The following is a 21,171-nucleotide window of genomic DNA, read 5'->3' as shown; positions in this document are numbered from 1 at the left end:
CCGGTGAACCGTCAAGGCCGATACGGCATGATTCACCGCACCGCTTGCCGAATATTGCCCACAATCGCCGACCGGGCGGCAGGTAACGGCATTCTGGGAGAGGACGCGGTGGAGCCCGGTCCGGAAGAATTCCGGGATGGCGGTCCGCAGCCCCTCGGACCACCCGCAAGGTCGTGTGACCCGGTCCCGGCTACAGCCGGGACCGGGTCACACGGTCAGTCGCGGACGTTTCAGGTGCGTCAGGCGGTCACTTCTTTCGGGCCTTCGCGGTCGCCCGCGCGTTCGCCTTCTCGATTGCCTTGACCAGTTCGTCCTTGTTCATGTCCTGCGGGTGGTCGATGCCGACCTGGCGCGCCACGTCGTCGAGGTGACCTTTGCTGGCGTTGGCGTCGACCCCCTGGGCGGTCTCGCGCGGCTGGCGCAGCGACCGTGGTGTCCCCTGGGCCGCCTGTGGATCGGACGGGCCCAGGCTGTCCTTTGGCTGCCAGTGGTCGCCGACCTTCTCGTGGCTGTGTTTCAACGAGGCGTACGCCGCACGGTGCGCCCGTGCCGGGTCGCCGTAACTCTCCTCGGCCGACTCCAGGGTCTTCTTGTAGGTCCGTACGGCCTTGTCGTCAGAGCGGGCGATCGTGCTGGGCACGTCGTCGCGCATCTGCTCGGCCTGCTGGTGCTTGTCGGCCTTTTCCCGCTTGGCGGCCATCGTTCCTCCTCACGGACGTCGTCTGCGCCGGGGGCGGCACTGAGTTTCGCCGTACCACATCCCATACCCACGACGCCGCCGGTCATGCCTGTCGTTCCATCGCCCCGGCATCGTCGCCGGTGCGACGTCGCCGGCCCCACGGCCACCGGCCGTCCAGCTCGACCTCCAGGGAGAAGCTGAGGAAGGTACGCACCGCGACGATCATGGCCAGCACGCCGACGCTCTGGAAGGTCGGCGAGATCGCCACGGTACGGATGATGTCCCCGGCGACGAGGAACTCCAGCCCGAGCAGGATCGCCCGGCCGATGTCCTGCCGGTACCGACGGTAGGTCGCCCGCATGTTCCGCTCACGGAACGCGCCACGCAGGTAGAGCACCGTGCCGACGACCAGCCCGGTGAGGATGATCAGCACACCGAGGGCGTCGACCGTCGTACCGATGAACAGGACAGCTGCCTCGAAGTTCATCTCTGGTCACAATGTCCGAATCAGTCGACGCCCGATGCACGACCAGGATAAATCACGCTATACGCGCATGAAGCGATCTTCACTGCCTATCGCATTGGACAGACAGCATCGGACCCCGCCGGGCGAGCCCGGCGGGGTCCAGATGAACGACGTACGGTCGGATGCTCCTCTGAATGTCAGTCGACGACGGTGACGATCCGACGGCGACGGAACATCACCACGGCCACCGCACCTGCGACGACGAGGACCGCGCCGACGCCGGCCAGCAGCCCGGCGTTGGCTCCGGTCACCGGCAGCCCGCCGCCGGCACCTTCGCCGCCGCTGCCGAGGGTGATCTCGGCGGTGTTGTTACCGGTGTCCGGGTCCTGCACGCCGCCGTCGATGACGATCGAACCGGCGGCACCGGCCGCGCCGACGATCTCCACCTGGAACGGGTAGTGGAACGTCTCCCCCGCCACCGGACTGTGTGTGGGCCGGCAGAAGTAGACCAGGCCGTTGGGCTGACCGCGGTCGTCCCAGACCGGGCTCCCGTCGACGACCGGGGCGCAGCGGTCACCGACGGCAACCGCTTCGACTCCGACAGGCAGCGTCACCAGCGCGGACGGGGCCCAGGCCTCGCCCGGCAGGATCAGGTCGGCCGGGCCGTCGTTGCGCATGCCGACCTCGATGTCGACCACGTCACCGACCGCCCCCTGCACCGTCGCGCCGATCGCCACCGAGTCGGCCGGCTGCTTCGGAATAGTGACCAGGAAGTCGGTCCAGTTATCGCTCTCGTTGATGTCCGGCAGCGGATCCAGGGCGGCCAGACGGAGCTCGTTGCCGGCGGATCGGGCAGACATCGCCCCGAGGGCCGCGACCTCGTCGTCGCCCAGCGGCAGCACCGCCACCGTGACGATCCGCTCGGATGGGCCGGGTGCGGTCTCGCCGACCTTGACCCGCAGCGGGGTCTCCTCGTGCAGGGAGAACACCTCGCCCGGGCCGACCTCGCCGAGGATCTGACAGGTCAGCTCCAGGAAGTCAGGGTTGTACTCACAGTTGTCGTACCGGTCCGGCAGCTCGAGGTCCAGTCCGGTGCTCAGCACCACCTGTACGCCGGCGGCCGCCACCGTGCCGACGTTCGTGGCCTGGACCGGCACGTTCGTGCTCTCTCCCGGCTGCAGCGTCACATCGTCGATCTCACCGACCACGAGATCGACCCCGGGCCCGGTGAGCTGGACCCTGCCGGTGGTCTGCTGCTCCTCGGGCATGTTCGCGGCCGAGGTGGTGACCTCGATGACGCCCCAGTACCGCAGGACGTCCAGGTCACCCGGCAGGGCGTCGACCTGGTAGGCGTGCGTCGCATCGCCGGCGAGTTCGTCGAGCATGCAGGTGGCCACCTTGCCGGCGACCGTGCAACCCTGGCTGGCACCGGGCAGGTCGATCCGGAACGCGTCCGACACGTCGGACGCGTCGATCGTCACCGACACGTCGACGGCCGAGGTCGGCGAACTGTTGCTGATGGTGATCTCGATCGGCTTCGGTGTGGTCGCGTCCATCCCGATGTTGGTCACGTACTCGATGAACGGCGAGACCCAGGCGATCTCGTCGGTCTCCACGGCCTGTGCCGGGGTGGCGATCGAAAGAGCGGCCAGGCTGGTGGCGGCACAGCCGGCGGCGAGCCGGCCGAAAACTGTCATTCTGGGCATGCTGCGGTTTCCCCCGATGGAATGTCGAAGCAGCGGATCAGCTGAGAGGCTTACAGAGGACAGCGCACATTAGCCACAACCGATGACGCACCGCAACCCCGTGACGTTCCGGTCCATAGCCGCTGAGCGCGCCTCGGGGTAGCGCCTAGCGGCGGCGGTGATCCGGCCTTGTGGCCCGGTGGGCGAAGATCAGCTCGGTGGGGTCGCGGACCATGGTGAGCCGGTTGCTGCGGCAGTCGTCAGGATCGCGTCAGAATCCACGAACGACGGACGGAAGTAGGCGAGCCAGATCCGTACCCCCTGGGCCTTGACTCCTTTGCGGAGCACGTCGAGCAGACCACGGTCGGCGATCGACTTGTCGAGCCACTTCGCGAAGCCGCGCTGGGCCTCGTTGCGGTCGCCTCCGTGCAGGCTCGGCGCGCAGCAACACCATGAGCAGGACATTCTGCCAGCAGCCAAATGTAACTCCCGGCCACTTACATTCCACGACTCTGGTTACATTTCGAGTTACATTCGACCGGTGCTGCCCTGCTGCCGGGGTGTGCGCCGGCCATCAGCGACCCTCCTCCTGCCGCTGGGTGAGTTCGGCGACGTAGGCCGCCAGGTTGCTCAGCGTCTGCTCGCCGCCCTCGATCGCGTGGTACTTCTCCACGGCCTGGTCGCGCAGCTCGCGTGTGGGGAAGACGGTACGCATCACGATCCGGGTCGCCGCGCCGTCCGGTGCGAAGGCCAGAGTCGACTCGAAGGCGTTCGGGTCGTCGCGGGACTCGCCGTGCAGCAGGGCGATCCGCTGCGGTGGGACGATCTCGGTCCAGGTGATCCATTCGGAGTAGTTGGTGCCGTCCGGGCCGTGCATCACGAAGTCCCACTCGCCGCCGACCCGGAACTCGAAGGACCGCGTGGTGGTGCTGAACCCCTCCGGACCCCACCACCGTGACAGGTGCCGGACCTCGGTGAACGCCTCGAACACCAGCTCCGGTGGGGCGTCGATGACTCGGGAGATCACGATCTCCCGATCGGCCGTCGCCGGCTTCGCCGGTGTTTCCCGCTCTGCTCCTGCCATCGGTCACTGCTCCTGTCGTGTCTGCTTGAGGTCCTGCACGTAGCTGTCCAGCCGGTCGAAGCTGTCGTTCCAGAACTGCTCGAACCCGCCGACCCACTCGTGGATCGGCCGCAGGCCGCGCGCGTCCAGGCCGTAGAGGCGCTGCTTACCCGCCTCGCGGACCCGCACCAGCCCCACCTCCCGGAGCACCCGCAGGTGCTTGGACGCCCGTGGCTGGCTCATCCCCAGCTCCCGGGCCAGGTCGGTCACCGGCCACTCGCCCGCCCGCAGCAACGCCAGGATGTCCCGGCGCTGCGGCTCGGCGATCGCGTTGAAGACGTCCGACGTCGTCGCTGCTCGTGCCACGGCAGTCATCATATTCCCATAACGGAATGCGTCAAGTGGGTCGCGCAGTCAAGCTGACGTCGGGCCAAGCTGTGGCCGCCGTGCTGCTATAGCATCTATGCTATGCCCTGGGTGTCGTGGAGCTGGAACCGGAAGTAGAGAAGTGGTTGGAGAGTCTGCCGAGTGCCCTGTTCGCCCGAGCCGCGTTCTACGTCGACCTGCTGGCCGAGCAGGGGCCGCTACTGGGCGAGCCTTAGCGGTCGCGCGTAATGGTGGGTTGATCGGCGCGCCTGAACGGATGCAGGCACAGAACTAGTGATCATGAAGTTGCTGACGCTCCGTGATCACGGGAGGTTCTGTGCCTGCCATCCCAGCATGGCTGATCGAGCCGTTGTGGGTCCAGTTCGCCGCGCTGCTACCCGATCGGCCGACCTACCAACCGACACACCCGTTGGGCTGTCACCGTAGACGGGTCGATGACCGCATCGTGTTCGACAAGCTGGTTCAGGTGTTGCGGTTCGGCTGCTCCTACGAGGCGATCGCCGATGCCACCTGTTCGGCCACCACGATCCGCGGCCGCCGTGACGAATGGATCCGCCTCGGGGTGTTCGCCCAGCTCAAGCAGATCGCCGTGGACGCCTACGACCGGCTCGTCGGCTTGGTCTTGAGTGACATCGCCGTAGACGGCTGCATCACCAAGGCTCCCGGCGGCGGTGACTGCGCCGGACGGTCCCCCGTCGATCGGGGCAAGCAGGGCATGAAACGCTCCACGATGGTCGACGGCTACGGCATTCCCCTCGGCCGGGTCCTGGCCGGCGCGAACCGACACGACTCGCCCCTGCTGGCACCCACCCTCGATCACCTCGACGACCTCGGCCCACTACCGCCGACCATCACGGTGCACCTTGACGCCGGCTACGACTCCGCCACCACCCGAACGCTGCTGGCCGAACGCGGCCTGACCGGCGAGATCGCCCACAAGGGCGACAAGGCACCCATCCAGGCGAGCCAACGGTGGCACGTTGAACGGACGAACAGCTGGCACAACGCGTTCAACCGGCTGCAACGCTGCTACGAACGAACAGAGAAGGTCATCGACGCGTACTTCGACCTCGCCGACGCGATCATCACCGTCCGCAGCCTCACCCGACGCGCATGGACCCTCTACCGATGGGACAACCGCCCCACCCGCCGCCGATGACCACCAACCATTCCGCGCGGCCTCTTACACGAAGCAGCTTGATCGGAAGCTCCGTGAGTTGCGGTTCCACCTTGAGCAGCACGCGGTAAGGGTCACCTACTGGATCGGGCCTGGAAGGCGGATCATCTTGCTGACGGTCTTCTTCAAGACCCGGATGCGCGAGGAGCGGGAGATCGACCGAGCGCGGCAGGCGCTGGCGCGGTGTATCGACGAGGCACACCAGGTTGAGGGCGAGGAGGAGGTCTAGTCATGGGTGAGGGTGGCGGTTGGGCTGCGATGCGGGAGCGGCGGTTGGCTGAGCCGGGTGCCGCTGAGGCGTACGAGGCGGCGCGGTTGGCGTTCGAGCTCGGTCGTTCGGTGCGTGAGCTGCGCGAGCGTCGCGGTTGGAGTCAGACGCAGCTGGCCACGGCGTCGGGGATGACGCAGTCTGCGGTGGCCCGGTTCGAGGCTGGCGGGACCGTGCCGACACTCGTGGTGCTGGAGCGACTGGCAGCGGCGCTGGGAGTGAGCCTGAAGGTCGGCTTCGAGCCCCGCGACGCCGCTGCCTGACGAGGCTGACAGCAGATCAGTGGTGGAGTCTGCCCAGCTGCGAGATCGATCGAGGAGAAGGTGCCATGCAGGAGGTGAGGCCGTGACGAGCTACACACGCTGGAGTGACGTCCGGAGCGCCTATGTCGAACGGGTCGGCGGCGAGGAGGCGGTCGAGGCCGGCAAGCGGGAACTGCTGGCCACCGTCGTCGGGCACCGCCTCGCCGAGGTACGCAAGGCCCGAGGCCTGACCCAGCAACAGGTCGCCGACCGGATGGGCGTCACCAAGGGCCGGGTTTCCCAGATCGAACAGGGCAAGATCTCCGGACAGGATGTCGTCGCCCGCTACGCCGCCGCGCTCGGTGGCCGGCTTCACCAGGCCATCTACTTCGACGACGGCGCCATCGCCGCGATCGCCTGACCCGCACCCCATCACCGCGTCAGCGTGAGGTAGCCGCTGATAGGTGTCCAGAGTCGGTCGACGGGCATGATGTGAATGCGGTCTTCGTAGGTGAACGAGCGTTGTCCGGTGCTGAACGCCACGCCGGCGATGAACCTGTCGCCGAGTGCGTCTCGTAGCGCTCGGAGGCCTTTGAGGTCTGCGCCCGCGACGCGTTCGTTCGCCTTGACTTCGAACGCAAGGACCCTGCCGTCGTCGAACTCAATGACGTAGTCGACCTCGCCGCCGTCGTAGGTGCGCCAGTGCCCCGTAGTTACGTTTTCGTCAAGCCAGGAGGCCTGCTTGCGAAGCTCGCCGACGACGAAGCTCTCGAGGAGGTGCCGGAACTCCGTCAAGGCGGTCGGGTCGAGTGTGGCGAGTTTGGCGGGAGAGACTCGCATCAGCCGGGCGGCCACCCCGGTGTCGACGACATGCACCTTCGGTGATGCTGCGGCTCGCGCGCGTAGCGTCGTACCCCAAGCAGGAAGTCGGTCGATGAGAAATAGGTCTTCGAGGAGGCGGACGTAGCCTTCGATGGTCTTGCGCTCACCTGCGAGGCCCTGGGACGCGCTGGTGAGGTTGAGTACCTGCCCGGTTCTTCCAGCCAGTCGACCCAGCAGCTCGCGCAGCATGCTGCGCTGACGTACCCGGACAAGCTCGATGGCATCGCGCTCCAGCGACTGGCGGACGTAGTCGTCGAACCAACGGTCGCGCGCGGGGCCTGTGCGGCGCAGGGCCAGGGGGAACCCTCCAGCGCAGAGTCGATCGACGTACTCCGTCCGGGTGGTCGTCGACGCTGGCCGGGCTGCGACGGTCGCGTCGGGCGCTGCGCGAAGTGCCGGCAGGAAATCCTCATGGACGCCGCTGATCTCTCCTTGTGACAGGGGCCAGATCGTCATGGTGTGCAGGCGGCCGGTGAGTGCCTGCGCGGTGCGGGGCAGCGCGTCCTGGCGGGTCGACCCGGTCAGCGCGGCGGTACCCGGAAGGCTGCCTTCGCGGTTGAGTCGAGCCTTCAACGCGTCGAGGATCTGCGGGGCATGCTGATACTCGTCCACGCAGAGCAGGCCCGGCGTCGTGACGGCTGTCTGCGGGTTGGCCACCACCGCGTCGCGAATGCCCAACTCGTCCAGGTCCAGTACGGGGACCCCATGCCGGTCGGCGAGCGCGCGTAGGACCGTGGACTTGCCAACGGAGCGAGGGCCGTGCAGGGCGATGACCGGCTCCACCCGGAGCAGGTCATCGAGCAGCGCAGAGACTCGCCGCTGCGCGATCCCGGCGAGTGGTTCCAGCACCCTGGCCCCCTCCGTAGCAATGAAGTACCGAATCCCAGGAGGTGAAACTACCACTATTCGAGAAGTGCGGATACCAAAATTTGAGCAACCGAGCTGCCAAATTTCGAGCACTTCACAGGGAGTCGCGGTCCAGCAGCCGGCTGGTCACGTTCGCGGGGTGAGGCCGATGGTGGTGGCGAGGCGGGTCAGGCCGGGGGTGGGTGCGGTCCGTAGGAGCGTGGCGACGACGGTGTGGGCGGTGGGTCGGGTGCGGGTTTCGGCGGGGGCGATCTGGTCGGCGGCGATGATGGCGCGGGCGGCGGCGGTGGGGTTGCCGGTGTCGAGGTAGGCGCGGGTGATGTCGATCAGGTGAGCGGCGCGGTGTTCGGCGGGTAGCTGGCGCCAGCCGTGACCGGCGGTGGCGTGCTGGTGGTGGGTGATGGCCTGGTGTGGGTCGCCGAGGGCGGCGGCGAGGTGGGCGGCGAGGTGGGCGCGGGCGAGCTTGACCGTGGTCGGCCCGAAGGCGGTGGTTGTGTCGCCGTGGTCGGGGCGCCGCTGGTGGTGGCTCATGGTGGCGGCGAGTGTGTCGGCGTGGTCGGTGAGCTGGTGGGCGGTGGCGGGGTCGTTGCCGGTGGCGGCGGCGAGGGCGGCTTCGATGAGCAGGGTGCCGGCGAGGGCCTGGTCGTCCGGTGCCGGGTGGTCGGTCGTGGCCGGCGTGATGAGTGGTACGGCGGTGAGTGCGGCCTGCGTGGCGAGGGTGGGTCGGTGCAGGGCGCGGAGTGCCTGGGTGAGGGCGATGGCGGCTGCGGCGGTGTGTCGGGGGTGGCCGTTGGCGGTGGCGATGGCGCGGTCGGCGGCGAGCCAGGCGAGGTGGGGTTCGGCGAGTTTGGTCAGAAGGTGGGCGGTGAGTCGGTAGACCCGGGTGAGCAGGTACGCGGTGTCGGGTGGGGCGTCGCTGGTGGTGGTGTGGCGGGTGTGGGTGAGCAGGTCGGGCAGCGTGCGGAGTAGTTGTGGGTAGTGGGCGTGCTGGTAGGCGGTGTGGGCGTACTGGATGCGGTGGTGCAGGTCGTCGGCGGGCGGTGTGGGTTGGTCGGGGGTGGGGGTGTCGTAGCGGGCGAGGGCGGTGCGCAGGTGTTCGACGGCGGCCGTGGTGGTGTCGGTGGCGGGTTCGGGTCGGCTGGCCGTGGTGGGGCCGAGGATGACCTCGGGGGTGACGCCGAGGACGGCGGCGACGGTGTGGACGACGGAGATGCGGTCGAGGGATCGGATGCCGCGTTCGACCTTGTCGACCCAGGAGTGGGATTTGCCGATGCGGTCGGCGAAGACCTGCTGGGTGAGGCCACGCCGGGCGCGGAGTTGGGCGATCCGCCGGCCGATGGGCTGGTCGGCGATGCGGTGGCGGCCGGGCGCGGTCATCGGTGCATGCTCCGGTGGATCTCCTCGGTGGTCGCCCCGCAGCGCGGGCACCACCGGGACTTGACCCGGAACGCGAACAGGCCGAGGAGGAAGCCGGGCATCAGGCCGGCGAAGACGATCGGTAGCAGTCTGGCGATCACGAGCACTCTCACCTTCTGGCGGGGCCGGCGGGTCGGAGCGTTGCCACGCCCTGACCCCCGAGGGGTCGCCGCGTTGCCGCAGCGACACACCCTGCGGGGCTGATCCGTGGCGTATCGACTACAGATTGCAGCATCACTTGATGCATCGCAAGCCTACGTTCATGATCAATGAACAGAAGCATGTCCTTAGGGGCAGACAGATGAGCAACGGTCGTGCAGAATCATGGCCATGCCTCGATTTGCCCCAGCCACTCCACGCTCCCGGCGACTCGGCCGCGATCTGCGCAAGCTCCGTGAAGCCAAGGGCCTGACCGGCGAGGAAGTCGCCAAGTCGGTCCGCTGCTCGTCGTCGCGGATCAGCCGGATCGAGTCCGGCGAGATCAAGCCACGAGCTGGTGACGTCATGGAGCTGCTCGTCGCCTACGGCGTCCCGCTCGACGCCGAGCCCGGCTCGTCGCTGCTGGCCCAGGCCCGCGACCTGCGCGAGGACGGCTGGTGGCAGCGCGTCGGCGGCAAGTACGCGACGTACATCGCCTACGAGACCGAAGCCGTCGAGCTCAAGAACTACGAGCCGACGCTGGTGCCCGGTCTACTCCAGACCGAGCGCTACGCCCGCGAGGTCAACATCATCGGTCGGGAGGTCGACCCGGACACGGTCAACCAGCGAGTCGCCACCCGGATGACCCGACAGGAGGTGCTGCACCGGCAACCGACACCGCTGCGGCTCAAGGCGATCCTGTCCGAGGCGGCGCTGCGTACCGAGGTCGGCGGCCCGGACGTGCTGCGCGACCAACTCTCCCACCTGGTCACGCTCAGCGAGTTGCCCAACGTCACGATCCAGGTGCTGCGCTTCGAAGCCGGCGCACACCTGGCCATCACCAGCGGCTTCGCTCTGCTCAGCTTCGAGCGGGACGATCCACCGCTCGGCTACATCGAGACCCTGGCCGGCGAGCTGTTCCTTGAGTCAACCCGTGACCTGGCGCGGATCTCGGCGGCGTACGACAATCTCAGCATGCTGGCAAGGTCGCCGGCCGAGTCGGTCAAGCTGATCAAGGAGCTGAGCGAGGATGGAACGTAACACCTGGCGCACGTCGAGCCGGTCCGGCAACAACGGCCAGTGCGTCGAGGTCCGCGACCGGGGCACCCAGATCGACGTACGCGACTCCAAAGCCCCCGCCGCCGGGACGCTGACCTTCGCCCCCGCCGCCTGGACCACCTTCACCACCACCATCAAGACCCACGGCGCCCGCCCGTAACCCCTGGCTCCACTGCTCGTGGCGGCTTTCAACACGGGCCGCCACGAGCGCACCAACTGCGTCAGTCACGGCCGATGATGGTTGCCGAGTCGGGAGGCGGCATGCGCCGACGGATCTACCTGACCATGCTCGTCTCCGCGCTGACGTCACCGGCACACAAGTGGATCATCGCCCAGCAGCCGACGGACGTCGCCTCGACGACCGGCCGGCCGCTGTCCGGTGAGGTCGTCGACCACCTCGACGCCGTCACCGCGAGTCTGCGGCGGATGGACGACCACCTCGGCAGCGGCCAGACACTCGGCCTGGTCCGTCAGCACCTGGCGACCGTGGTCGAGGTGCTACGCGAGCGCCGCTACACCGACTCGGTGGGTCGGCGGCTGCACGGCACCGCCGGTGAACTGATGCGCCTCGCCGGATGGCTGTCGTTCGACGACGGCAACCACAGCCAGGCGCAACGGTTCTGGATCGCCGGCCTCTACCAGGCCCACGCCGCCGGTGACCGTGGCCTCGGCGCGAACATCCTCGGCTTCATGTCCTGCCAGGCCAAGGACCTCGGTCAACTCCGGCAGTCGATCACCCTCGCCGAGACCGCGCGGGCCGCCTACCCCGCCGCCAGCCCGAAAGTCGGCACGATCCTGGACCTACGCGCCGCCGAGGCCTACGCCAACAACCACGCCGTCACCGACACCCGCCGTGCGCTCGACAGCGCCTTCGACCGGCTCACCGACGAACGTCCGGAACACGGCGATCCCGACTGGGCGTACTGGATCAACGAAGCCCAGGCCCACGCCCAGGCCGGCTACTGCTACGTCAAACTCGAAGACTGGACCCGCGCCCGCGAACACCTCCGAGCCGCGCTACGACTCCAAAACGACGAGTACAGCCGCGAAGGAGCACTACGCAACGCCCTGCTCGCCACCACCTACGTCCGGCAGGACCAACCCGAACTGGACAAGGCACTCGCCCTCGGTGACCAGGCCGTCCAGACCCTCACCGGGCAGGTCACCTCCGCCAGGTGCGTCAAACACGTCCGCAACCTCGTCGGCGCACTCGGCCCCTACCGGCGCACCCCCGCCGTCCGCCGCTTCTGCAACGACACCAAAGACCTCATCGCCACGTGAGTAGGCCAGCAGCCATCAGACGAGGGAGCGAGCATGGAACGTAACACCTGGCGCACGTCGAGCCGGTCCGGCAGCAACGGCCAGTGCGTCGAGGTCCGCGACCGGGGCACCCAGATCGACGTACGCGACTCCAAAGCCCCCGCCGCCGGCACGCTGACCTTCGCCCCCGCCGCTGGACCACCTTCACCACCACCATCAAGACCCACAGCGCCCGCCCGTAACCCCTGAATCCCCCTGCTCGTGGCGGCTCTCACCAGGGGCCGCCAACGAGCGCACCAACTGCGCGTCAGTCACGGCCGATGATGGTTACCGAATCGGGGATGCGGGATGGGCCGACGGATTTGCCTGACTCTGCTTGGTTTCGCGCTGACGTCGTCGGCGGACGAGTGGAACATCGCCTATCAGCCGTCGGACGTCACCTCCGCCACCGGCCGGCCACTGTCCGGTGAGGTCGTCGACCACTTGGACACCGTTACCGCGAGCCTGCGGCGGATGGACGACCACCTCGGCAGCGGCCAGACGCTCGGCCTGGTCTGTCAGCACCTGGCGACCGTGGTCGAGGTGCTACGCGAGCGCCGGTACACCGACTCGGTGGGGCGGCGGCTACACGGCACCGCCGGTGAACTGATGCGCCTCGCCGGATGGCTGTCGTTCGACGACGGCAACCACAGCCAGGCGCAACAGTTCTGGATCGCCGGCCTCTACCAGGCCCACGCCGCCGGTGACCGTGGCCTCGGCGCGAACATCCTCGGCTTCATGTCCTACCAAGCAGCGGACCTCGGCCAATTCTGGCAGTCGATCACCCTCGTCGAACCTTGTCCAACCCCTGCGCCGACGGCGGTAGATTCGAATTTTCGGTGTCTGACCCACGCCGCAACTCGGCGTTCTCCGCCTCTAGCACTACAATCCGGGCATCCCACTGCGCGACAGCCTTCTCCAACGCCACGAGCCGCTCCACGATGGAAGGGACGTCGGGCGCCCGGACATCCTGCCCAACAACCCCGCCAGATCAAACCAGCCCGAACCGGCAAACCTGATTGGCTACGCTCATTTTACCCCAGGCTCGTCTGCGTAGTGCGAGTTGAGGAATGCGGTAAAGGAGGACCAGGTGCGCAATGGATTTGGATCACCCTCCGCGCAAAGTACGACTTCGGGGTCAGGCGTAAGCGTGTCCGACATCCAATACACGAGATAGCCCTGATGCATCCCGAATACGATCGCCCCATCAGGAAGAGAATTGGTCCCGGAATTCTCATCGAAGAACTCATCCGCCCACTCCTTCATTCGGAGGATGGTCGGAAAGAATGCGTCCGTTCCTCTGAGTATCCGACCCGCCCGCGCCCCCATGTGGGAAAGAAACTCTACATACGCTGACGGAAGCTCCGAAAGGTTCCATGCCTCCCGAATTTTTGATATTTGCTCTGCCGTTATTCCAAGTACGCCGCCGGGCTCCTCGATGCGAATTAACTCCGCCAACCTTCCAACTTCGTACATCATTCAGTCCTGCCCCGTCGAGATACGGATGCTAATTCCAGGAAATCTCATTTTAAACTGACCAATCACATCTTCGCAACTAGGGCAAACTATCCGTTCCGAGTAGAGCTGGACAGTTCCGGTAGATGTTGGGCTGAGACCGATCGCGAGATCCTCAAGAAGAAACACTTCGGAGTCATATGCTCTAGACGGGTTGGGCGGCGTGAACTGCCTTGCGCTAGGCATGGACACCTCCCCAGGGTTGACGTGTCGACCGCTAGTCGCGATACTGACTGTCGACGCTTGCCCATCGATCTGAGACCGCATAACGGCAATGTTCTTACTTTCCCGAACACCCAGTCCCCCATTCCCGTTGACCCGATGGTCTGCCGCAATTTTTGCCAGACCGCAGTTGTGTACGAGTACGGGGGTTGCGTCGGCTACTACATGGTAGGTGTGGACGCGGCTGATGGTGAGGTTGTGGACGGTGGCGTGTGGGACGGTCCGGCGGTGGATTGCGGTGATTTGTATCCAGGTGCCGGAGCTGGTGTGGAGCCATTGGCCGGGTTGCAGGTGGGTGGCGTCGATCCACTCGCCCAGGTCGGGGACCCAGAAGGGGTGTCCGTCGGTGGCGGTGATCTCGGCGGTCTCCGAGCCGTGCTGGCCGTCGGTGTCGATGGTGATGGTGACGAGGTGTTTGATGCCGTCGCCGGTGATGGTGGCGGTGACGGTCTCGATGCTGGTGGTGCCGGTTTCGGGGTCGGTAGCGATCACGGTGTCACCGGGCTTGACCTGCTCGATGGGTGTGGTGGTGCCGTCGGCCATCAGGACCTTGGTGCCGGGGGTGAAGCTGTTGTTCAGCGGGCAGCTGTCGGCGGGTTTGTCTCCGCCGCCGCTGGATCCGCCGTTGGAGCGTGAGCTGGCGCCGGTGTTGCCGCCGGGTTTGGAGGTGGCCTTGCCGCCCCCGTCTCCTCCGCTGGCCCGGCCGCCGCCTCCGCTGCTGGTGGAGGCTTTGGGGTTGGTTTTGGCCTGGGCCTGTTTCTGGACGGGGTTGCCGGTCTTCTTCGACGCGTTGACAGCTTTGTTGCTGGTGGTGTTGGCCTTGTCGGCGGCTTTCTTCGCGGCGGCCTGCGCGGCGCGTTTCGCCCGCTCGGCCGCCGCCTTCTTCGCGTTCAACGCGACGGTCTCGGCGGCGCGGGCCGCCCGCAGCACCGCCTGGGCTGCCGTTTTCGCTTTCTGCCAGGCCCTGATCGCGGAGAAGGTACGTTCGACGGCCTTGACGATCCTGCCGAACGCTTTGAACAGTTTGAAGGCGGGCACGAACTCGGTGACCAGATCGACACAGGACCACACGTCGCCGCCGAAGCAGCCCAGCGCGGCGTTGAGGCCGATGAACTCCTTCAACACGTCCCAGGCCACCGACAGGATGACCGACGTCATCGACCGGCCCGCGGCCGACCGGGCCTGGGCGACCTGCGCGGTGGACAGACCCACCCCGGCCAACGCCGCCGCCCGCTCCGACGCGGTCAGGCTGATCGACAGACCCGACGGGTCGGCGTGGGTGACCGGATTGTTGTGCGCGTACGCGTACCCGTTGGACTGCAACGGGTCCGCCACATCGAGGACCGGGTCAGCGGACAGGAACCGGCCCACCACCGGGTCGTACAGGCGGGCCCCCAACGGGGTGTAGCCGGACGCCTCATCCGGGACCGCGCCCAGGAACCCGGCCCGGGTCTTCAGATTCGTCGCCAGCACGTCAACCGCGCGGGGGTTACCGAACGGATCCCGCTTCAGGATCCGTACCGGCATCCCCGCCAGGGTCGAACCGACCTCCGCGTACGGACTGCCCTGATGATCGGCCGCGACCGCCGCCAACTGGACCGACGCCGACCCGTAGGCGTACCGCAGCATGCTGCCACCCGGCACCGCGTAGCTGCGCTGACTGTTGATGTTCACCCCACCAGCCGCCACCGTGACCACCGCGTCGGCCAGGTGCAGCGTCGCCCGCCGGTCCTGCACGGTCAGCAACCGCGCCCCGTCCGGACCGTAGACGTGCCGGGTCTCGTCCTGCGCCGACCACACCTGACCGGCCGCGGCAGCATCACACACGGCCAACACGACCGGCGTCGAGTTCGCGGTCGCACCACCATCGACCGCCAGACACAGACCGGACCCGGTGTGCCGCAACTGCCCGACCGCCGTACGGGTCAACCGCTGCGCCGCGGTGCCGTCACAGCGTTGCAACTGCACCAGCGAACCCGCCGTGTCCCCGTCCGGCTGGACACACCAGTCGTCGTACACCCGCAACATGCCCAGATCGGAATCCGGCTGCCCGTCCACCACCGTGAACGACCACCGCTGCGCCGTCGTGCCGTTGCACTCGTACAACTGCACCTGCTGACCGGCAACCGCGAACCCCGCCTGCAGGTCCAGACACTTACCCACCACACCCACATAGGCGGTCCCGCCACCACCGCCCTGACCGGCGATCCGCTCCACCTGACCGTCGTAGGTCCAGGTCAGCTCCTGCACGTCACCGGAAGACACCGACCGCACCGACCGCGTCTCACCGGTCGCCTCGTACAACCGCTCGGCCTCGGCCGTCACCTGCGCACCCGCCGGCGTCACATAATCCTTACGGACCGACGTCAACGTGCGCGGCTGCGACCCGTCCGCGCCGCCGTAGCCGTACGTCGTCGTCGCGTCCTTCCCGGTGTCACCACCGAGGTCCTTCTCCACCAGCACCGACCGGTTACCGAGCAGGTCATAGGAGTACTCCTGCCAGTACCCGGCCCCGTCCGCACCAGACGCCACCGACGCGGCAGCAGGCGCCACCGCGCACGAGGTCTGGTCAGCCGCCGTCCACGCCCCGGTCAACTGGCCCAGCGGGTCATAGCCGAAACACTGCCGCTCCTGAATACCGGCGGCGTGCTCCCGGATCGCGGTGACGTTACCGGCCGCGTCGTAGCCGTACGACCGGTGCGACACCAGGTTCCCGCCGACGATCGCCTGATCACCGGTCTGCTCCCGGAACACCCGCTGATCGGTCAACGCGCCACTGGCGTCGTCGTACGACGCCGTCGTCCACACCCGGTGCGGCTGCGCGCCCAACGTCGACCGCAGCACCTGCCCGTACGGCGAGTAGACCGTCTCCGCGCCGTACCAGTCCTGCCCGGACACCGACAGCGGCAACCCGTCGGCCGTGTACCGGACCAGCATCTGCTCGGCCGGCATCCGACCGACCGCCGGCAGGTCGACCAACGCCGGCAGCCCGGTGTCGGTGTACGCGTAGCCGTACGTGTAGGACTCCGCCAGACCCCACATGTCGGCGACCGACTGCGGCAACGTCAACGTCGTCGACGTCGGCTGGTAGTCGTCGGTGTAACCACCGACCTGCTGCGTGTACGCCAACCCGTCGGTGTAGCGGGTCGCGGCCGCCGGCAGCCCGATGCCACCGGGCGCGGTGTCGTAGCCGTACTCGGCCAGCAACGTCCCGCTCGGCCCGTCGAGCCGCTGCTGCGTCGGCCGGGACAGTTCGTCGTAACCGTTCCACACCGTCACGCCACGCGCGTTAGTCGAGGTCAGCGGCCGGTCCCGGTGGTCGTACGTCAGCGTTGTGCTGCCGGAGTCCGGGTCGTTGGCGGTGACGAGCCGGCCACGCTGGTCGTAGCTCCAGGTCCACGGGCGGTCCGGGTCGGCGGAGTGGGTGGCCGACGCCAACTGGCCGCGCGGGTGGTAGCCGTACCGCATGGTGGTGAACTCGGTGCGCGCGGCGTCGGTGAACGTGTCGACCCGGACGGTGCGGCCGATGGCGTCCGAGTAGGTCCGGTACGACGGCGAGCCAGCCGGGTTGATCACGGCGGAGTGGTCGGTGCCGTACTCGTAGCGGGTTGCCCGCTCCGGTGCTTCCGTGCCGCGCAGCACCGGCATCTCGGTGACGACCCGGCCGAGACCGTCGTAGGTGTAGCGGGTGGCGTTCGGCACGGCGGTGTCGGCGAGCGGGGTGAACAGCCCACCGCTCGGTGCGCCCTCGGCGTAGTAGGCGTTGTTGGTCTGCCACACCTCACCGGAGGTGTTGTAGAGCGTGTCGCTGATCAGCCGGCCGCCGCCGACGGCTTCCTGCTGGCTCTGCCGTTCCCGGCCGAGCCCGTCGTAGAGGGTGACGGCGGTTTCGACCCGGTTCTCGTGGCCGCGGCTGCGAGTGACCACGTACGGCGGTTTGCCGGCCGGCAGGTGGTATTCGGCGCTGAAGTCCGGGACCGCGCCGGCGGTCGGGGTCCGTCCGGGCGCCCAGACTTCGACGAGCCGGCCGAGCGGGTCGTAGGTCGACTGGCTGACGTGCCCGTTCGGGTCGGTGCTGCGTACGGCGACACCGCGACCCGGGTCGACCTCGACGGTCTGTTCGTGGCCGAGCGAGTTGCGTTCGACGACCTCGTAGGCCTGCCCGGTGGCCGGTTCGAATGTGGTCGTCGAGGTCCTACCGTCCGGATCGGTGCGGGACACCACCCGGCCGAGCGCGTCGAAGGCGACGGTGCCGTCGCTCTGGAAACCGGACCCGTCGGCCTTCAACGACCAGGAGCCGGTGACCAGGGCGCGGGTCGACGCGGCGAGAGCGGTGCCGTACGGCTGGCCGTCGTAGCCGACCCGGCTGGCCGAGCTGAGTGTGGTCAGGTCGTCGAAGTCGGCGTCCGCGCACAGCGTCGGGCTGGTCCGCAGCTGGCGGGTCATCCCGATGACGTGCTGGTCGGCCCGGTGCAGGTAGTCGACGTACGTGCAGGACTCGTCGCCGGGGCGGCCGGTGTCGCCTCGGGACTCGACCTGCGTGGGCAGCCCGTACGTCGCCTCGTAGGTGGTGCGGGCTTCGACGACCCGTTGGGTGCGGGTGTCGTCGCCGGTCCCGGAGGATCGGGTGTACGTGATCTGCCGGGGTTCGGTGACCCGCCAGGCGCGTAGCGGACTGAGTCCGTCGTCGCGGTCCCGCCGGGCGAGTTCTGTGGCGGCCGGCACGGTGACGCTGCGGGTCAGCCACGCCGTGTCGGCGTCGTCGGCGCTGGTGTAGGTGAGTTCCTCGGCGATCCGGCCGGCGAACGGCTCGGCGTCGGAGGCGATCAACACGCCGTCGATGTCGTGGACGTCGACGGTGCCGCCCAGGCCGCGGAAGTACCGGGCGACGGACTTGCTCCGGCGGCTGCCGATGGCCGGGTCGTCGTCGCCGGTGATCACGGTGACCTGGCCGAAGCCGGCGAACCGCGAGTAGGTGCGGGTGGACTTCTTGGTGAACTCCTGCTCCGCGAGTTTCCAGCCGGCGTCGGCGTAGGAGTACCGGGTGACGGTGGGGTAGGCACCGTCGACGGCGGGCAGTTCCTCGACGGTGTCGACGACGTACTTGTGGAACCAGTCGATGTCCTCGACTGCCGGGTCGGGGTGCCAGTAGGACGGATAGCAGAGCCGGGTGTTGGCCTTCAGCGCGGCGGTGTCGTTCTTGCCGGGCAGGCCGGTGCCGGTGGCGCAGGCCCCGGTCGGCTGCTTGTACGTGACGATCGTTTCGCCGCCGTACTCGTTGATGACCCGGCCGATGCGCAGCCGGGAGAAGTTGGGCCGGTCGTCGCGGCGTACCCGGTTGGGCATGTCGTCGGGGTTGGCTTCGAACCGCACCGCGTTGAGGGCGATCTTGTCGTCGGGGTTCCCGCTGCGGCCGTAGCCGGTGCGGGTGACCGACTCCAGCCACAGTGCGGTGTTGAGCCCGGTCCGCAGGATCGGGAAGGACTGCTTGAGCCGGTATTCGTCGACGGTCTGCAGCGCGGTGGAGCCGGGCTGCCGCTGCGCCGAGGTGGTGATCCGGTCGAGGCGTTTGCGGGTGAAGAACGCCGGGGAGGCGTTCCAGCACTTCTGCCCAGCGGTGCAGTGCAGGTCGGCCGGGGTGTCGTACCAGATCCGGTAGTTACTCGGGTCGGTGCTGGTGAAGTTGGCTTCGGTGCAGGTCAGCGAGCCTTCAGCGAAGCAGCGTTCGGCGACGGTGAAGGAGACCCGGGCCAGCGGCGCGGCCGAGTAGACGCTGTCGGCGCGCTGGCCGTAGTCGATCCGGGTCAGGTAGCCGCCCCGGTCGTAGCGGACCGGGTCCTTGAAGTTGAAGTTGCGGGCGTAGTAGTTGGTCTCCTTCGCCCACCACAGGCTCATCGCGTTGCCATGGACGTCCTCGACGTAGTCGAGGGACCAGCGCCACGCCTGGGTGCAGGCCGACCCGGCCCAGTTGCCGGCCTGGTAGCAGGGTTCACCCGGGTGGTTGCCGTAGACCGGGGCGGTGAGCACCGAGTTGGTCACCGGGTCGCCGGACGACCAGCCGGGCAGCCGGTGCCGACCGAACCAGTGCCGGGTGCCGTCGCGGGTGGTGACCACCCAGTACTCGCCGTCGGCGTCGCCGTTGGCCAGCCCGGAGTCCTTGAGTAGCTGCACCTTGGAGCCGTCGCCGTTGGCGGTGATCCAGGTCTGCTCGTCGTCGTCGAGGACAAGTTCGGTGGTCATCCCGCCCAGCGAAAGAGTGGCGTTGTTCGACCCCCAGCACAGGTCACCGGTGCGGTGGCTGGCGTTGTTGGAGCCGGCCTTCTTCGAGTCCTGCCGGCAGTTGGCGTAGCTGCGGGTGATCGACCCGGCGGCGTAGTCCCAGCCGTCGCCGATCCAGGAGGCCTGGTTGTTGGTGGCCGAGGTCCGCCCGTCCACCGACTGCGACGAGTACGACAGGTTGACCTGCGGCATCAACCCGCCGGAGGTCTCCGGCACCTGCACCTGGTAGCCGTAGGTGAACGCACCGGAGGAGGAACCGGCCGCCCAGGATCCGGAGGAGAGCAGCGGGGTGGCGGTGTAGTCGCCGGCCGCCGACGCGCCGGTGTCCAGTACGCCGACCACACTCGACGACGTGGCGGACGTGGTGGCCCGGCCTGCTGCGGGCTCGCCCGCCAGCAGCGCGCTGACCGGGACGGTGCCGCTGACCACGCGCCGGGTCGGCGCCACCAAGACCTGGCTCGGTGCCGGGGTGAACTCGCCGGTCCCGGTGATGCCGGCACCGCCGGCCTGCGGTCCGGCGCTGCGGCCGGTGCTGCCGTCGGCGGTGGCGCAGTCGCCACTGTCCGGGGCGTCGTACACGCACTCGGGCAGCAGCAGAAAGCCGAACCGGTCGGCGGCCTGCGGCCCGTACAGGTCGGCGAAGGTGGTGTAGTCGACGGTCAGCGCGACCTCGGCGGCCGGGTCGGCGGTGGCCGGCGGGGTGATCTTCATGATCAGGCCAGCGACGCCGGCGGCCTGGGACGCCTCGGGGGCGGCGAGGCCGACGGCCCAGCTGCCGGCGAGATCGGCCGGGTCGCCATCGGACGGTACGCCTAGCGCGACCGGCAGGTCGTCGACCGGCAGCGTCTCACCAGCGGCCACCCCGGTGAGGTCCACGGTGCCGTCGCCGGACTCCCACGGGGTGACGGCCTGCGGTTCGTACGGCACCACCGGTACTTCGTCGGCGGTGGTCAGGTCGGATTCGGCTGACTCGTCCTGGCCGACCCGTTCGGCGTCCGGGATGTCCGGCAGGTCGACCTCGATCGCTTCGCGGCTCATTCCCGGGCCGGGTATCGCCCATGCCTGCGCGGGCAGGACCGTCACCACCATGACCGCCGTCAGCAGGAGCGTGCCGCCCCGGCTGGCAAGCCGTCGGCCGAGCCGGCGTGCTCTGGTACGGGCGGTTCGGTCACCGGCGGCTCGGCGGTCCAGCTGCCAGGACTGTGGACCGGTTCCACGCATGCGCGTCGACTCCCAGGCGCGAAGAGAAGGTGCGGACGGACCGCGAGAGCACACGCCGGGTGTGGGGCACGGTCGTGAGCACTCTGCGTCAAGTTGATCTGACACTCAAGTGAGCATCAGGCTGACAGCAGGGATCTGAGTGAACTGTGTCACTGGTCAATCGCGACCCGTGGTGGCAATCTGCACACAAGGCGTAGAGATCTTGAAATCGCAATACATGGATGAGTTGCCACCAGCAAAAGCTGACAAAGGCTCGTATTCCGGCACGGGTGACGATGCGCACCAGTGGGATATAACAGGTTAATA

Annotated in this window: 19 protein-coding genes and 1 pseudogene; 8 read left to right on the top strand and 12 right to left on the bottom strand. The window is 68.0% G+C overall.

What is annotated here, in order from left to right:
• Nucleotides 1–247 precede the first annotated feature (247 nt).
• The 6 genes from ACN27J_RS26430 to ACN27J_RS26405 form a co-directional block, all read right to left on the bottom strand.
• Complete coding sequence (locus ACN27J_RS26430) at nt 248–700, bottom strand: ChaB family protein (protein ID WP_421370338.1); 453 nt, start codon at nt 698–700, stop codon at nt 248–250.
• Nucleotides 701–782: 82 nt separating this feature from the next.
• The gene (locus tag ACN27J_RS26425) at nt 783–1,166 is read right to left on the bottom strand and encodes a DUF1622 domain-containing protein (RefSeq protein WP_421370336.1); all 384 of its coding nucleotides are present in this window, start codon (nt 1,164–1,166) and stop codon (nt 783–785) included.
• 176 nt (nt 1,167–1,342) lie between these two features.
• The gene (locus tag ACN27J_RS26420) at nt 1,343–2,842 is read right to left on the bottom strand and encodes a hypothetical protein (protein ID WP_421370334.1); all 1,500 of its coding nucleotides are present in this window, start codon (nt 2,840–2,842) and stop codon (nt 1,343–1,345) included.
• A gap of 198 nt (nt 2,843–3,040) precedes the next feature.
• A complete protein-coding gene (locus ACN27J_RS26415; protein ID WP_421370332.1) occupies nt 3,041–3,310 on the bottom strand; it encodes a hypothetical protein in 270 nt (89 codons plus the stop codon).
• Between the two features lie 94 nt (nt 3,311–3,404).
• Nucleotides 3,405–3,914, bottom strand: a complete 510-nt coding sequence (locus ACN27J_RS26410) for an SRPBCC family protein (RefSeq protein WP_421370330.1) — start codon at nt 3,912–3,914, stop codon at nt 3,405–3,407.
• Between the two features lie 3 nt (nt 3,915–3,917).
• Nucleotides 3,918–4,259: an ArsR/SmtB family transcription factor gene (locus ACN27J_RS26405; protein WP_421370328.1), complete on the bottom strand. Its 342-nt coding sequence runs from the start codon at nt 4,257–4,259 to the stop codon at nt 3,918–3,920.
• A gap of 337 nt (nt 4,260–4,596) precedes the next feature.
• Between ACN27J_RS26405 and ACN27J_RS26400 the strand changes: the two genes are divergently transcribed.
• The 4 genes and pseudogenes from ACN27J_RS26400 to ACN27J_RS26385 all read left to right on the top strand — a co-directional run bounded on the left by ACN27J_RS26400 (nt 4,597) and on the right by ACN27J_RS26385 (nt 6,388).
• Nucleotides 4,597–5,439 carry an IS5 family transposase gene (locus tag ACN27J_RS26400; protein WP_421364797.1) on the top strand — a complete coding sequence of 281 codons (843 nt, stop codon included), beginning with the start codon at nt 4,597–4,599 and terminating at the stop codon, nt 5,437–5,439.
• A gap of 10 nt (nt 5,440–5,449) precedes the next feature.
• A pseudogene (locus tag ACN27J_RS26395) lies at nt 5,450–5,686 on the top strand (type II toxin-antitoxin system RelE/ParE family toxin); the annotation flags it as partial.
• A gap of 2 nt (nt 5,687–5,688) precedes the next feature.
• The gene (locus tag ACN27J_RS26390; protein ID WP_289211317.1) at nt 5,689–5,988 is read left to right on the top strand and encodes a helix-turn-helix domain-containing protein; all 300 of its coding nucleotides are present in this window, start codon (nt 5,689–5,691) and stop codon (nt 5,986–5,988) included.
• Between the two features lie 82 nt (nt 5,989–6,070).
• Complete coding sequence (locus tag ACN27J_RS26385; protein WP_421370326.1) at nt 6,071–6,388, top strand: helix-turn-helix domain-containing protein; 318 nt, start codon at nt 6,071–6,073, stop codon at nt 6,386–6,388.
• 11 nt (nt 6,389–6,399) lie between these two features.
• Here the strand turns inward: ACN27J_RS26385 and ACN27J_RS26380 are convergent, their stop codons facing one another.
• The 3 genes from ACN27J_RS26380 to ACN27J_RS26370 all read right to left on the bottom strand — a co-directional run bounded on the left by ACN27J_RS26380 (nt 6,400) and on the right by ACN27J_RS26370 (nt 9,233).
• Nucleotides 6,400–7,698, bottom strand: a complete 1,299-nt coding sequence (locus ACN27J_RS26380; RefSeq protein ID WP_421370325.1) for an ATP-binding protein — start codon at nt 7,696–7,698, stop codon at nt 6,400–6,402.
• A gap of 144 nt (nt 7,699–7,842) precedes the next feature.
• Nucleotides 7,843–9,093, bottom strand: a complete 1,251-nt coding sequence (locus ACN27J_RS26375) for a helix-turn-helix domain-containing protein (protein ID WP_421370323.1) — start codon at nt 9,091–9,093, stop codon at nt 7,843–7,845.
• Nucleotides 9,090–9,233, bottom strand: coding sequence for a hypothetical protein (locus ACN27J_RS26370; RefSeq protein ID WP_281551641.1), 144 nt, complete (start codon nt 9,231–9,233; stop codon nt 9,090–9,092). Before ACN27J_RS26370 ends, ACN27J_RS26375 begins: the two co-directional genes overlap by 4 nt.
• 229 nt (nt 9,234–9,462) lie before the next feature.
• Between ACN27J_RS26370 and ACN27J_RS26365 the strand changes: the two genes are divergently transcribed.
• The 4 genes from ACN27J_RS26365 to ACN27J_RS26350 all read left to right on the top strand — a co-directional run bounded on the left by ACN27J_RS26365 (nt 9,463) and on the right by ACN27J_RS26350 (nt 11,838).
• On the top strand, nt 9,463–10,311 hold the full coding sequence (locus ACN27J_RS26365; RefSeq protein WP_421370321.1) for a helix-turn-helix domain-containing protein: 849 nt from the start codon (nt 9,463–9,465) through the stop codon (nt 10,309–10,311).
• Nucleotides 10,301–10,489: a DUF397 domain-containing protein gene (locus tag ACN27J_RS26360; RefSeq protein WP_421370319.1), complete on the top strand. Its 189-nt coding sequence runs from the start codon at nt 10,301–10,303 to the stop codon at nt 10,487–10,489. The genes ACN27J_RS26365 and ACN27J_RS26360 overlap by 11 nt, the downstream gene beginning before the upstream one ends.
• A gap of 101 nt (nt 10,490–10,590) precedes the next feature.
• Nucleotides 10,591–11,610 carry a hypothetical protein gene (locus ACN27J_RS26355; RefSeq protein ID WP_421370318.1) on the top strand — a complete coding sequence of 340 codons (1,020 nt, stop codon included), beginning with the start codon at nt 10,591–10,593 and terminating at the stop codon, nt 11,608–11,610.
• Nucleotides 11,611–11,643: 33 nt separating this feature from the next.
• Entirely contained in the window at nt 11,644–11,838 is a 195-nt protein-coding gene (locus ACN27J_RS26350; RefSeq protein WP_421370317.1) for a DUF397 domain-containing protein, read from the top strand.
• Between the two features lie 375 nt (nt 11,839–12,213).
• On the opposite strand, the gene ACN27J_RS26345 is transcribed toward ACN27J_RS26350, so the two are convergent.
• From ACN27J_RS26345 to ACN27J_RS26335, 3 genes are all read right to left on the bottom strand, one after another.
• A complete protein-coding gene (locus ACN27J_RS26345; protein ID WP_421370315.1) occupies nt 12,214–12,396 on the bottom strand; it encodes a hypothetical protein in 183 nt (60 codons plus the stop codon).
• Between the two features lie 261 nt (nt 12,397–12,657).
• Nucleotides 12,658–13,104 carry an SMI1/KNR4 family protein gene (locus ACN27J_RS26340; RefSeq protein WP_416598253.1) on the bottom strand — a complete coding sequence of 149 codons (447 nt, stop codon included), beginning with the start codon at nt 13,102–13,104 and terminating at the stop codon, nt 12,658–12,660.
• 3 nt (nt 13,105–13,107) lie between these two features.
• Nucleotides 13,108–20,865: a ricin-type beta-trefoil lectin domain protein gene (locus ACN27J_RS26335; protein WP_421370314.1), complete on the bottom strand. Its 7,758-nt coding sequence runs from the start codon at nt 20,863–20,865 to the stop codon at nt 13,108–13,110.
• Between the last annotated feature and the right edge of the window lie 306 nt (nt 20,866–21,171).

This window comes from Solwaraspora sp. WMMB762 (assembly GCF_049179115.1).
Lineage (GTDB): Bacteria > Actinomycetota > Actinomycetes > Mycobacteriales > Micromonosporaceae > Micromonospora_E.
The sequence above is the reverse complement of the archived record's forward strand: the minus strand, read 5'-3'. Positions and strand labels throughout refer to the sequence as shown.